We start from the raw sequence: 12,971 nt of genomic DNA on the forward strand, positions 1-12,971 counted from the left end.
TCTTTCGAAAAGAATTAATGAATTCAAGAATTGCCCTTGCCACCGATCGCGCCGAAGAGCGCGGCATGGACGAGGGCTCAGGTGTTCATGGTGCTGGAGCAAAGATTCCAACACCATGAATCGCTTCACGTTACCCAACGTGCGTGGAGTGCTTCAATAGGTTGATTTTTTCAACTTGATCAAGGAGAAATAGAAATGGCAACTGCAAAGAAAGCTCCGGCTAAGAAAGCCGCTGCAAAGAAGGCTCCGGCTAAGAAGGCCGTCGCCGCCAAGAAGGCTCCTGCCAAGAAGGTAGCCGCCAAGAAGGCACCGGCCAAGAAGGTCGCTGCCAAGAAGGCTCCGGCAAAGAAGGTAGCAGCGAAGAAGGCAGCACCGGCGAAGAAGGCCGCTGCCAAGAAGGCTCCTGCCAAGAAGGCCGTAGCGAAGAAGGCGCCTGCGAAGAAGGCTGCTGCCAAGAAGGCCCCGGCGAAGAAGGCCGCTGCCAAGAAGGCGCCTGCGAAGAAGGCTGCTGCCAAGAAGGCCCCTGCCAAAAAGGCTGCGGCCAAGAAAGCCGCGAAAAAGCCTGCTGCCAAGAAGCCTGCTGCGAAGAAGGCTCCCAAGGCCGCTGCTCCTGCCAAGGCTGCCGCCGTAGCGCCTGCCCCTGCGGCGCAAACGACGCTGAACCCCCAGGCAGCCTGGCCGTTCCCCACGGCCAGCAAGCCCTGAGTTTCTCAGCGGCCTTGAAGGCAAAAAGCCCGGCACCTCACGGTGCCGGGCTTTTTTTATCGCCTCTTATCGCCCTTCCAGGCGCTCTCTCAAAGAGAAGATCAGACGCCCAGCGCCTTGCGATCGATCTCGTAGTTCTGCGGGCCACGCTGCGCAATCTTGATCGCGCCGACCTTGTTGCCCAGCGCCGCGCACTGTGCGAGCGGCCAGCCCTTTTCCAGACCGAAGAGCAGCGCGCCACGCCATGCGTCGCCGCAGCCCGTGGGCTCGACCACCTCGGTGGCCACCACGCCCGGCACGTGCTCGCGCTCGCCATCGGTCCAGATCTCGCAGCCCTCGGCCGCCAGCGTGACCACGAGGCCGCGCACGCGCCTGGAGATCTCCGCAAGGCTCCAGCCGGTGCGCTGCGACAGCATCTTTCCTTCGTAATCGTTCACCACCACCCAGCTCGCCAGATCGACGAAATGGCGCAGCGCCTCGCCGTCGAACATCGGCAGGCCCTGGCCCGGATCGAACACGAAGGGGATGCCCGCTGCGGCGAACTGCTCAGCGTGCTGCAGCATCGCGTCGCGGCCATCGGGGGCGATGATGCCGAGCTTGATGTCCTCGCGCGCAGCCACCTTAGTGACGTGCGCCTGCTGCATCGCGCCGGGGTGGAAGGCGGTGATCTGGTTGTTGTCGACGTCGCTCATGATCATCGCCTGCGCGGTGAAGGTGTCGTCGAGCTGGCGCACGAACTCCGTGCTGATGCCCAGCGAGCGCATGCGCTCGAGGTACGTGGCGCCGTCGCTGCCCAGCGTGGCCATAGGCAGCGCCGTGCCGCCCAGCGCATTGAGGCTGTAGGCGATGTTGCCCGCGCAGCCGCCGAAGTCGCGGCGTAGCGTCGGCACCAGGAACGACACATTGAGGATGTGCAGTTGATCAGGAAGGATCTGGTCGGCGAACCGGCCCTCGAAAGTCATGATGGTGTCGAATGCGAGGGAACCGCAAATCACTGCTGCCATGGTTAGCCGTTGGTGTGTTGAGTGGTGGATGAAAGCGAGAAGGACACACGCGCGCACGCGCCCCGCTCAGGGATAGAAAGCCTCGACGCGATAACCCGCGACCGGCGGCAGCGCCGCCGCTTCCGAAGCGGACAAGGTCAGGGGCAGCGAGGCCGCGCGATCCGCGCGCGCCTGCAACACCGCCGGAGCGCCGTAGTCCGCCGGCATCAGCACGCGGCGCACCACGGCGCGCTCCTGCGTGTCGAGCAGCGAGAGCTCGACGGCCGGCATCGCGAGCGGCACGGTGGCGCCGTTGCGCAGGGTGAAGCTCAGGCGGTAGTCGTTGCCGCCGCTCTTCTCGCGCGCGAAGGCCGCGCCTTCGATCACGATGTCGCCGATCTGGCGCAGCGCGCCGAGCTCGCAGCCGGTGTACTGGCACAGCGCCGCAAGCGCGGGCCGCAGGTTGGGCTGGCGCGCGACGATGCCGTCCCGTTCATGGCGAACGATCTGCAGAACCAGCAACAGCCCCGCAAGAACCGCCAGCAGGACCAGCAGCACCCGCACACCCCTGCGCTGCCAGAAGCCCGGCGCCTTTTCCAGCGGCTCGTCGTCCTCCGCGAAGGGATGCCCCGGCGGCGGCTCGAAGATCGGCGAGAGCACCGGATCGGGCTCGTCGGCTCCGCTTTCGGTCTCTTCCCGCACCACCAGGGCCGGCGATGCCTTCGCAGCCGCACGCTCCTCGCGCGCCTTGGCGCTTGCGATCTTGGCCGACTTTGCACGAGCCCGGCGCAGCGCCTTCTGCATCTGGACCTGGTCGTGCTCCTTCTCCAACTGCTCGCGTTCGTCCGCGGCACCACCGTCGTCGGCGGCGTCGTCATCGCTCGCACGCTCGATGAGCGCGCGCGTCTTGACGATGCGCGGCGTGACCGGCAGCGGCGGCGCCGGTGGTGGCGGCGCGGGCGACGGAGACGCGAGATTCAGGTCGATGTTCGGAAACGGCGGCAGCGTGCTCGGCGGTGGCTTCCAGGCGGGCTGCGTGGCGTCGAGGTCGGACCACGGCTCGTCGGCGGCGAGGCCGTGCTCGGGCAGGGTCAGCGAGAACGCGGGCAGCGGCGACGCCGGCGCAGGAGGCGGCGACTGCACCAGCGGCGACACGGTCTTCGGCGTGGGGTCGAGCACTAGGGCATCCGGCGGAAGCAGGTGCTCCTCGTCCGTGAGCCAATCCTTGCGCTGGCGCTGATGCTCGGGCTCGTCGTCGAAGAAGTCCGCATCCTCGGCGGATGACGACAGGGGTTGCTCCGGCTCCTCGAGTCCGGGCTCGACCGGGGGCAAGGGTTCCGGTGCAGGCGAAGGCGCCGGCTCCGCAGCAGGCTGCTCGACCAGCCCCGGCATGAAGCCACTGCCCTGCACCGCCGGCGACGCACCAGGCGCAACCGCTGTCCCGCCGGTCCCTTCGGATGTCTCGTGCAGGTCGAGCGTCGCGTCGAACACGTTGCTGCAACGGCCGCAGCGCACCCAGCCATCCGAGATGCGAAGCTGGTCGCGCACCACCTTGAAGGTGGTGGTGCAGGCAGGGCAGCGCGTGACGAGACTCATGACCGGGCGATTGTAGGGTTGGGCCCTCGCCGCGCGAGGGGCTCAAGGCCACGCAAGAAACCGGCCGCGCGCGCCGCAGCAGCTCAGCAGCGGGCCGTCATGAGGATCCAGCCGTCCTCGCTGTCGCTGACTTCGAGCATCGCGTACGGTGCGTAGGCTTCCTTCAGTTCGTCGGCCTGGCGTTCGAGGATGCCGGCCATGACGAGCGAGCCGCCCGACTTCACATGGCCGCGCAGCAGCGGCGCGAGCAGCTTGAGCGGCGTGGCCAGGATGTTGGCCAGCACGACGTCGTATTCGCCCTTGGCGGCGTCGGGCAGGCCGGCCTTGAGCTTCACGCCGTTGGCTTCGGCGTTGAGCACGGTCGAGGAGACCGCTGCTTCGTCGATGTCGACGGCATCGATGTCGGTGGAGCCGAACTTCGCGGCGCCGATCGCCAGGATGCCAGAGCCGCAGCCGTAGTCGAGCACGCGCCTGCCGGCCAGGGCACCCTCGCCTCGCGTCGCGATCCAGCGCAGGCACATGCGGGTGGTGGGATGCGTGCCGGTGCCGAAGGCCAGGCCCGGATCGAGCCTGATGACCTGCTTGGCCTGCTCGGGCGGCTCGTGCCAGGTCGGCACGATCCAGAACTCGGGCGTGACTTCGACGGGCGCGAACTGCGATTGCGTCAGGCGCACCCAGTCCTGCTCGGGCACCGTCGCGATGCCGAGCACCTCGCAGCCTTCGTCAAAGAAGTCCTGCAGCGCGAGCACCGAAGCGGCGTCCTTGGCCTGCGCCTCGTCGGGAAAGAGCGCGATCACGCGCGAACGCTGCCAGCCCTCCTTGGGCGGCGGCATGCCAGGCTCGCCGAACAGCGCCTGCTCCGCATCGGTCTGCGCGTCAGCGTCTTCCACCGACACGCTCAATGCGTCGAGCGCATCGAGCGCTTCGCACAGCGTCTCGACCCGGTCTTCCGGCGCCATGAGGCGAAGTTCAAACATCGCGATGTTCCAGGCTCAGCGCTTGTGTGCGGCCAGCCACTCTTCGAGGTAGTGGATGTTGGTACCGCCGCTCATGAACTTGGCGTCGACCATCAGCTCGCGGTGCAGCGGGATGTTGGTCTGGATGCCTTCGATCACCGTTTCGTTCAGCGCCGTGCGCATGCGCGCCATCGCCTGCTCGCGCGTGTCGCCGTAGACGATGATCTTGCCGATCATCGAGTCGTAGTTCGGCGGCACGAAGTAGTTGGTGTACGCATGCGAGTCGACGCGCACGCCCGGGCCGCCCGGCGGGTGCCACATGGTGATGCGGCCCGGCGAGGGAGTGAACTTCCAGGCGTCTTCCGCGTTGATGCGGCACTCGATGGCGTGGCCGTTCATCTGGATCTGGCGCTGCGTGAACGGCAGGCGCTCACCCGCCGCGACCATGATCTGCGTCTTGACGATGTCGATGCCGGTGGTGAACTCGGTCACCGGGTGCTCCACCTGCACGCGCGTGTTCATCTCGATGAAGTAGAACTCGCCGTTCTCATAGAGGAACTCGAAGGTGCCGGCGCCACGGTAGCCGATCTTCTTGCAGGCCGCGGCGCAGCGCTCTCCGATCTTCTCGATCAGCTTGCGCGGGATGCCGGGCGCGGGCGACTCCTCGATCACCTTCTGGTGGCGGCGCTGCATGGAGCAGTCGCGCTCGCCGAGGTAGACGGCGTTCTTGTGCTTGTCGGCCAGCACCTGGATCTCGATGTGGCGCGGGTTCTGGAGAAACTTCTCCATGTACACGGCCGGATTGTTGAAGGCCGCCTGGGCTTCCGCCTTCGTCATCTGGATCGCGTTGACCAGCGCCGCCTCGGTGTGCACCACGCGCATGCCGCGGCCACCGCCGCCGCCGGCGGCCTTGATGATGACCGGGTAGCCGATGGCTCGCGCGATGCGCTTGTTGGTGGCGGCGTCGTCCGAGAGCTCGCCTTCGGAGCCGGGCACGCAGGGCACGCCGGCCTTGATCATCGCCTGCTTGGCCGACACCTTGTCGCCCATGGTGCGGATGTTGTCGGGCGTGGGGCCGATGAACTGGAAGCCGCTCTGCTCCACGCGCTCGGCGAAGTTCGCGTTCTCGCTCAGGAAGCCGTAGCCGGGGTGGATCGCCTCGGCGTCGGTCACCTCGGCCGCCGAGATGATCGCCGGCATGTTGAGGTAGCTCTGCGCCGATGGGGCCGGTCCGATGCAGACAGCCTCTTCGGCGAGCTTGATGTACTTGGCGTCGCGGTCGGCCTCGGAATAGACCATCACGGCCTTGATGCCGAGCTCGCTGCAGGCGCGCTGGATCCGGAGGGCGATTTCGCCGCGATTCGCAACCAGGATCTTCTTAAACATGTGCACCCCCGCGGCTGCATCGCCCGCACGCTGCGCGTGCCATGGCAATTTGACGGCCTTCGCCCGTCCGCGCCGAGGCGCGAGCCCCCCGGTTCGCAACCAGAATCTTCTTGAACATGCTTACTCGATGATGAACAGCGGCTGTCCGTATTCGACCGCCTGGCCGTTTTCGCCGAGGATCTGGGTGATGGTGCCGGACTTGTCGGCCTCGATTTCGTTGAGGATCTTCATCGCCTCGATGATGCAGAGGGTGTCGCCCTCGTTGACCTTGCTGCCGACCTCGACGAATGCCGGGGCGCCCGGGCTCGACGAACGGTAAAAAGTGCCGACCATCGGCGATTTCACCGCATGGCCGGACGGCGCGGTCTCGGCGGCAGGCGCAGCGGCCGCGGCAGGAGCCGCCGGGACGCTGACGGCCGCGGCCGGCGCGGCGGCAGCGGCCTGAGGCGCGGCCAGGGTTTGCACATACTGCACCGGAGCGGCGCCACCGCCCTTGACGATGCGAACCTTGCCTTCGGTTTCCGTGATTTCCAGTTCGGAAATATTCGATTCGGACACCAGATCGATCAGTGTCTTGAGTTTGCGCAGATCCATGGGACTCCAGTGCCGGCTGTGCCGGTCTTCAGGATATAACTTGTTCGAAAATCGGTGATTTTCGGCGTTCGGCGTCTAACGCCAGCGTAAGGAACTGATTCTAACCATGAACCAGTTCACGCCGCCAAGTCTCCAGGTCGGTCGCTTCGAGCTTGCCCATTTTACGGGCGGCCACGGAGCCGTTCGCGTTCAGGACCAGCGTGAAAGGCAGTCCGCCGCCCGTGTTGCCCAGGTTCTTGACCAGTTCGGTGCCCTGCAGGCCGGCCAGGCCCGTGGGATAGGTGACCGGCGTGCGCTGCAGGAACTTGCGCACGGCGCTCGGCTGGTCGATGGCCAATCCAATCACTTGCCATCCATTCGCACCATTTTGACGAAAGAAGGCGTCGATCATCGGCATTTCCTCGACGCAGGGCGGGCACCATGTCGCCCAGAAGTTCAGCAGCAGCGGCTTGCCCCGCAGGCTCGACAGGACGAGGTCACCGCCCTCCGGACGCTCGAAGCTCTGGGCCCAGAAGGCTGCGTCGAGCATCTCCTTGCCGCCCGCACCGCCCCCTGCACTGCGCTCCTTCCACCAGGCGCCGCCGAGCCCGGCCGCCGCAGCCGCGGCCGCCACGCCGGCATAGAGCATGCCGCGTCGGGTGGGCGAAGAAGTCATTCACTTGTCCTTTTCTCGTTCAATCAGTCGGCGCAATGCGGGCAGGTCACCGCGCGGCACGCGCCCCTGAGCATCAGGCTTCAGGGCCCCGCGCAGGTCGTCGAGGTCGTACACCAGCAGGTGCACGCCGATTTCCTCGCCGAGCGCGCGGCTCGGCGCATGCACGCTCAGGGCCTCGACCTGCTCGCCGTGGAAGCCGGTCACCATGCGCGGTTCGTAGTCCACGTGGTGATCGATCAGGGCTATCTCCGCCGATTTGGGATCATCGCAGAACAACTGAATATAAATGTCTGACAGCCGCGTGGCCGTTCCATGCCAGACGGCGCCGCCCACATGAGGGCGGAAGGCAGCCATGCGCTCCATCCATTCGAGCGCGAGCAGGCGCAACGCGTGCAATTCCTGTGGCTGCGTGTCGGCGCAGAAGAGCTCGATGTACTCGCGCACCTCGGCTTCGACCTCGTCGTTGTTCGGCAGCGCGGTGCGCGCCGAAAGCCCCAGGTCGCGCAAGGCCCGCCGCTTGGCGGGGCCGTATTCGAGCCCCTCCTCCACGACGAGGCGGGCTGCTGCGGCGGCGATTTCACGCTTGGACGTGTCCATCGGGGCATTTTGCCCGCAGTAGGCGCCCCTCACATGAACATCAGTACGCGGCACGGGACAAACGGGCGGCCCCGCCGAAGGGCCTGCACACCGCTTACCTAGAATCGACCGATGCACATTCATATCCTGGGTATCTGCGGCACCTTCATGGGCGGAGTGGCCGCCCTCGCGCGCGAAGCGGGCCATCGGGTCACGGGCTGCGACGCCGGCGTGTACCCGCCGATGAGCGACCAGCTGCGCGCCCTCGGCATCGACCTGATCGAGGGCTTCGGCGCCGACCAGCTCTCCCTGGCACCCGACATGTTCGTGGTCGGCAACGTGGTCTCCCGCGCGCGGCTGGCCGACGGCAGTCCCAAGTTCCCGCTGATGGAAGCCATCCTCGACGCCGGCAAGCCCTACACCAGCGGCCCGCAGTGGCTGGCCGAACACGTTCTGCTGGGCCGCCACGTGCTGGCGGTGGCCGGCACCCACGGCAAGACGACGACCACCTCGATGCTCGCCTGGATCCTCGAAAAGGGCGGCAAGTCCCCCGGCTTCCTGGTGGGCGGCGTGCCGCTGGACTTCGGCGTCTCGGCCCGGCTGGGCGACGGCCCTGCCTTCGTCATCGAGGCCGACGAGTACGACACGGCCTTCTTCGACAAACGCAGCAAGTTCGTGCACTACCGGCCGCGCACCGCGGTGCTGAACAACCTGGAGTTCGACCACGCGGACATCTTCGACGACCTTGCCGCCATCGAACGCCAGTTCCACCACCTCGTGCGCACCGTGCCCGGCACCGGCCGGCTGGTGGTGAACGCCACCGAGGAAAGCTTGCAGCGCGTGCTGGCCCAGGGCTGCTGGAGCGAACTCGCGCGCTTCGGCGCGGGCGGCGAGTGGCAGGCACGCGGCACCCACGACGCCTTCGAGGTGCTGCTGCGCGGCGAGGCGGTCGGCCGGGTCGAATGGGAGCTTTCCGGACTGCACAACCAGATGAATGCGCTGGCCGCCATTGCCGCGGCCGAGCATGTGGGCGTGGCGCCGGCCGACGCGGCCCGGGCGCTCGGCAGCTTCCGCAACGTGCGCCGGCGCATGGAACTGCGCGGCACGGTCGAAGGCAACGGCGGCGCGATCACGGTCTACGACGACTTCGCCCACCACCCCACCGCGATCCGCACCACGCTCGACGGCCTGCGCAAGAAGTTGGACGACGCTGGCCGCAAAAGTGAGCGCATCCTCGCTGCCTTCGAACCACGCAGCAACACAATGAAGCTGGGCGTCATGGCGGCGCAGTTGCCGTGGAGCCTGGAATCGGCCGACCTGTCGTTCTGCCACACGGCCGGCCTCGACTGGGACGTAGCCGCCGCGCTCGCGCCGATGGGCGATCGCGCGCAGGTCGCCGGTTCGATCGAACCGCTGGTGCAGCAGATCGTCGCCGCGGCCCGGCCGGGCGATCACATCGTCTGCATGAGCAACGGCGGCTTCGGCGGCGTGCACGACAAACTGCTTGCGGCCCTGCGCGCGGCGGCCACATCATGATCGCCATGCCGATCGCCCGAGCCCGCGAACTGGTCGAGACCCTGAAGCTCCAACCGCACCCCGAAGGGGGCTGGTACGCCGAGGTGTTCCGCTCCACATCGAGCGTCACGCCGGCCGATGGCCGCCCGCCGCGCAGCGCGCTGACCAGCATCTATTACCTGCTCGAGGCGGGCCAGCATTCGCGCTGGCACCGGGTGCTGTCCGACGAAGTCTGGGTGCACCTCGAAGGCGTGCCGCTCGCGCTGTGGACCTGCGACGCCGCGATGCGGACCGCGCCGGCGCACACGCGTCTGGGCCCGGTCGACATCCACGGCACTCGTCCCCAGCACGTGGTGCCCGCCGGCCAGTGGCAGGCGGCGCGGCCGATCCAGAGCCACAGCTCGGGCGACTACACGCTGGTCGCCTGCATGGTCGGGCCGGGCTTCGACTTCGCCGATTTCTCGCTGGTGCCGTCCGACAGCGACGAGGCTGCGTCGATGCGGCACCACTGGGCCGACCTGGCCGGATTGCTCTAGGGCCCGCTCACCCCCGGCGGCGCTTGACCGCCTGCGAGAGCGTGTCCAGCACCTGCACCGAGTCTTCCCAGCCCAGGCAGGCGTCGGTGATGCTCTTGCCGTATTCGAGGCCCGAGAGCTGGTCCTTGCCCGGCGTGAACTTCTGGGCGCCCGGCTGCAGGTGGCTTTCGACCATCACGCCGAAGACGCGCTTGGAGCCGTCAGCGATCTGAGCGGCGATGTCCTTGGCCACGTCGATCTGCTTCTGGTGCTGCTTGGAGCTGTTGGCGTGGCTGCAGTCGACCATCAGAGTGGGCGGCAGCTTGGCGGCTTCCAGGTCCTTGCAGGCGGCCTCGACGCTGGCGGCGTCGTAGTTGGGCGCCTTGCCGCCGCGAAGGATCACGTGGCAGTCGCGGTTGCCGTTGGTCTGCACGATGGCGACCTGGCCGTTCTTGTGCACCGACAGGAAGTGATGGCCGCGCGCCGCCGCCTGGATGGCGTCGGTGGCGATGCGGATGTTGCCGTCCGTGCCATTCTTGAAGCCTATGGGCGCCGACAGGCCCGAGGCGAGTTCGCGGTGCACCTGGCTTTCGGTGGTGCGCGCGCCGATGGCGCCCCAGGAAATCAGGTCGCCGATGTACTGCGGCGAGATCACGTCGAGGAACTCGCTGCCCGCCGGCAGGCCCATGCGGTTGATGTCGATCAGCAGCTGGCGGGCGATGCGCAGGCCCTCGTCGATGCGGAAGCTCTCGTCCAGGTACGGGTCGTTGATCAGTCCCTTCCAGCCGACCGTGGTGCGCGGCTTCTCGAAGTACACGCGCATCACGATCTCCAGCGTGCCGGCGTATTTCTCGCGCTCGGCCTTCAGGCGCCGGGCGTATTCGAGCGCGGCGGCCGGGTCGTGGATCGAGCACGGGCCCATGATCACCAGCAGCCGGTCGTCCTTGCCGGCCATGATGTTGTGGATGCGTCCGCGGGTGTCCTCGATCAGCGTCTCGACCGCGGTGCCGCGGATGGGGAAGAAGCGGATGAGGTGTTCGGGAGGGGGGAGCACGTTGATGTCCTTGATGCGTTCGTCGTCGGTCTTGCTGGTTTTTTCGACGCGCGCATACCAGCTGTCGCTGGCGGGGGAGTTGTTCGTGCTCATGGTGCTTCTTCCTTGTGTGCTGCTGGAGTTGGAATCGAGGGGACAAGAAAAAACCGCCGGGGCTTGAGGCCACCGGCGGTTCTGGGAGGGTATTCGTATGTGCTTTTTACGCGCTCGCCTCTCGTCCGCCGGAAACCGGGAACCAAAAGTAGGCAAAAAAGTAGGCGCGGACAGCGGACATGGGGTGGCAATGTAGCACGGAAAAGCGAAACCCGGTCAAGGGACCGAGCTCGCTGTTGTTTACCGGTAGCCCGATTCGTTGGGGTTGTGGATGATCCAGATCAGGTTGCCGGAGGAATAGTCACCCATGCCGCCGCCCGCGAAGATCAGGCGGCCCTGGCCCTTGTAGGTCATCTCGAAACGATGGCGGTCGCTGCCGAAATAGAAGGGAATGAAGGCCTTGCCGGTTACATATGCACCCTGATCGGTGGGCTGGCCGGCGATGTCGGTGACCTGCCGGGCGCTCATGCCGATCTGCAGGCGCGCGAACTTGCTGTTACGCGCCGGATTGCCGGTGATCTCGCCTTCGTAGCCGTTCAGGCCCTTGACGGTGCGGCCGCTGCCGGCCTCGACCTTGGAGGAGTCGATCACGTTGCCCTGGGCGTCCATGCCGGCCTTGGCTCCGCCGCGCGCGGCAGGTGCCGCAGCCGCCGCGGGTGCGGGCGCCGCCGCGGGCTGGCTACCAGAACTGCCGCGGGATGCGCAACCGGCGGAGGCCACCGCCACCACGGCAGTCACGGCCCACAGAACGGCGGGCGAATTGATCCTGTTCCCCATCGAAATGCTCCTTGAATGCGTTCTTCGCAAAAAAAGGAGCGCAGCTTAGCAACGGGAGGAAACAGTCCACAAGTGCCGAAAGTCCTAAGCCGTTCCACCTACAGTCAGGCCGTCGATGCGCAGGGTGGGCTGGCCGACGCCCACGGGCACGCTCTGGCCTTCCTTACCGCAGGTGCCCACGCCGGAGTCGAGCGCCATGTCGTTGCCGATCATGGTCACGCGGGTGAGCGCATCGGGGCCGTTGCCCACGATGGTCGCGCCCTTCACCGGGTACTGGATCTTGCCGTTCTCGACCCAGTAGGCCTCGCTGGCCGAGAACACGAACTTGCCGCTGGTGATGTCGACCTGCCCGCCGCCGAAATTGGTGGCGTACAGGCCCTTCTTGATGCTCGCGACGATTTCATCGGGTTCCTTGTCGCCGCCGAGCATGTAGGTGTTGGTCATGCGCGGCATCGGCACGTGGGCATAGCTTTCGCGGCGGCCGTTGCCGGTGGGCTTGACCTTCATGAGGCGCGCGTTGAGCGCGTCCTGGATGTAGCCCTTGAGGATGCCGTCCTCGATCAGCACGTTGCGCTGGCTGGCGTTGCCCTCGTCGTCGACGTTGAGCGAGCCGCGGCGGTCGGCGATGGTGCCGTCGTCGAGCACCGTCACGCCCTTGGCCGCCACGCGCTGGCCGATGCGGCCCGAGAACGCGCTCGAGCCCTTGCGGTTGAAGTCGCCCTCCAGCCCGTGGCCGATGGCTTCGTGCAGCAGGATGCCGGGCCAGCCGGAGCCGAGCACCACGGTCATTTCGCCGGCCGGGGCCGGGCGCGCGTCGAGGTTGGTCAGCGCCGCCTTCACGGCATGGTCGACGTACTCGGCGATCTGCTCGTCGGAGAAATACGCCAGGCCGAAGCGCCCGCCGCCGCCACCGGAGCCGATCTCGCGGCGGCCGTTCTGCTCGGCGATCACGGTGACCGACAGGCGCACCAGCGGCCGCACGTCGGCGGCCAGCGTGCCGTCGGCGCGGGCAACGAGCACCACGTCGTACTCGCTGGCCAGCCCCGCCATCACCTGCGCCACGCGCGGGTCGCGCGAGCGGGCGAGCTTCTCGACCTTCTCGAGCAGCTTCACCTTGGCTGTGCTGTCGAGCGTGGCGATGGGGTCGATGCCCTGGTAGAGCGAGCGGCTGGAGGCGATCTTGCGGGGCGCCGTCTTCACCTTGCCGGCGCGGCCCGCGGAAGAGATGGAGCGCACCGTGCGCGCCGCATCGAGCAGCGAGGTCTCGGAAATGTCGTCGGAGTAGGCGAAGGCGGTCTTCTCGCCGCTGACTGCGCGCACGCCGACGCCCTGGTCGATGCTGAAGCTGCCGGTCTTGACGATGCCTTCCTCGAGGCTCCAGCCTTCGCTGCGGGTGTACTGGAAGTACAGGTCGGCGTCGTCCACCCGGTGCGCGGTGATCTCGGCGAGGGCCTTGCTCAGGTGCGATTCGTCGAGGCCGAACGGCGTGAGAAGGAGCTGTTGCGCCGTGGCAAGGCGCTCGATGGTGGGTTCGCGAGAGATCATTTCAGGATTCTATGGCTCGCC

13 protein-coding genes are annotated in these 12,971 nt (G+C 67.0%); 3 read left to right on the top strand and 10 right to left on the bottom strand.

Annotated features, from left to right (window positions below; translation table 11 throughout):
* Positions 1-195 precede the first annotated feature (195 nt).
* Positions 196-705, top strand: a complete 510-nt coding sequence (locus EJP67_RS09005; RefSeq protein WP_019656794.1) for a histone H1-like DNA-binding protein — start codon at positions 196-198, stop codon at positions 703-705.
* 101 nt (positions 706-806) lie between these two features.
* Here the strand turns inward: EJP67_RS09005 and EJP67_RS09010 are convergent, their stop codons facing one another.
* From EJP67_RS09010 to EJP67_RS09040, 7 genes are all read right to left on the bottom strand, one after another.
* Positions 807-1,709 (bottom strand): carbohydrate kinase family protein, encoded by a 903-nt coding sequence (locus EJP67_RS09010; RefSeq protein ID WP_126021381.1) that lies wholly within the window; start codon positions 1,707-1,709, stop codon positions 807-809.
* Between the two features lie 66 nt (positions 1,710-1,775).
* The gene (locus tag EJP67_RS09015; RefSeq protein WP_126021382.1) at positions 1,776-3,284 is read right to left on the bottom strand and encodes a zinc-ribbon and DUF3426 domain-containing protein; all 1,509 of its coding nucleotides are present in this window, start codon (positions 3,282-3,284) and stop codon (positions 1,776-1,778) included.
* An 83-nt stretch (positions 3,285-3,367) separates the two neighbouring features.
* A complete protein-coding gene (prmA, locus tag EJP67_RS09020) occupies positions 3,368-4,261 on the bottom strand; it encodes a 50S ribosomal protein L11 methyltransferase (protein ID WP_126021383.1) in 894 nt (297 codons plus the stop codon).
* Positions 4,262-4,276: 15 nt separating this feature from the next.
* The gene (gene accC, locus EJP67_RS09025) at positions 4,277-5,626 is read right to left on the bottom strand and encodes an acetyl-CoA carboxylase biotin carboxylase subunit (RefSeq protein ID WP_126021384.1); all 1,350 of its coding nucleotides are present in this window, start codon (positions 5,624-5,626) and stop codon (positions 4,277-4,279) included.
* Between the two features lie 120 nt (positions 5,627-5,746).
* Positions 5,747-6,220 carry an acetyl-CoA carboxylase biotin carboxyl carrier protein gene (gene accB / locus EJP67_RS09030; RefSeq protein ID WP_126021385.1) on the bottom strand — a complete coding sequence of 158 codons (474 nt, stop codon included), beginning with the start codon at positions 6,218-6,220 and terminating at the stop codon, positions 5,747-5,749.
* Between the two features lie 100 nt (positions 6,221-6,320).
* A complete protein-coding gene (locus EJP67_RS09035; protein ID WP_126021386.1) occupies positions 6,321-6,875 on the bottom strand; it encodes a TlpA family protein disulfide reductase in 555 nt (184 codons plus the stop codon).
* Positions 6,876-7,472: a hypothetical protein gene (locus tag EJP67_RS09040; protein ID WP_126021387.1), complete on the bottom strand. Its 597-nt coding sequence runs from the start codon at positions 7,470-7,472 to the stop codon at positions 6,876-6,878.
* Positions 7,473-7,583: 111 nt separating this feature from the next.
* Between EJP67_RS09040 and mpl the strand changes: the two genes are divergently transcribed.
* Both mpl and EJP67_RS09050 read left to right on the top strand, forming a co-directional pair.
* Entirely contained in the window at positions 7,584-8,987 is a 1,404-nt protein-coding gene (gene mpl / locus EJP67_RS09045; RefSeq protein WP_126021388.1) for a UDP-N-acetylmuramate:L-alanyl-gamma-D-glutamyl-meso-diaminopimelate ligase, read from the top strand.
* Between the two features lie 5 nt (positions 8,988-8,992).
* On the top strand, positions 8,993-9,502 hold the full coding sequence (locus tag EJP67_RS09050) for a cupin domain-containing protein (protein WP_126021389.1): 510 nt from the start codon (positions 8,993-8,995) through the stop codon (positions 9,500-9,502).
* A gap of 7 nt (positions 9,503-9,509) precedes the next feature.
* Here the strand turns inward: EJP67_RS09050 and EJP67_RS09055 are convergent, their stop codons facing one another.
* From EJP67_RS09055 to tldD, 3 genes are all read right to left on the bottom strand, one after another.
* Positions 9,510-10,628, bottom strand: a complete 1,119-nt coding sequence (locus tag EJP67_RS09055; RefSeq protein ID WP_126021390.1) for a 3-deoxy-7-phosphoheptulonate synthase — start codon at positions 10,626-10,628, stop codon at positions 9,510-9,512.
* Between the two features lie 240 nt (positions 10,629-10,868).
* Positions 10,869-11,405, bottom strand: a complete 537-nt coding sequence (locus EJP67_RS09060) for a hypothetical protein (protein ID WP_126021391.1) — start codon at positions 11,403-11,405, stop codon at positions 10,869-10,871.
* Between the two features lie 84 nt (positions 11,406-11,489).
* Positions 11,490-12,950, bottom strand: a complete 1,461-nt coding sequence (tldD, locus tag EJP67_RS09065) for a metalloprotease TldD (protein WP_126021392.1) — start codon at positions 12,948-12,950, stop codon at positions 11,490-11,492.
* Positions 12,951-12,971 lie beyond the last annotated feature (21 nt).

Source organism: Variovorax guangxiensis (assembly GCF_003952165.1).
Taxonomy (GTDB): Bacteria; Pseudomonadota; Gammaproteobacteria; order Burkholderiales; family Burkholderiaceae_C; genus Variovorax; species Variovorax guangxiensis.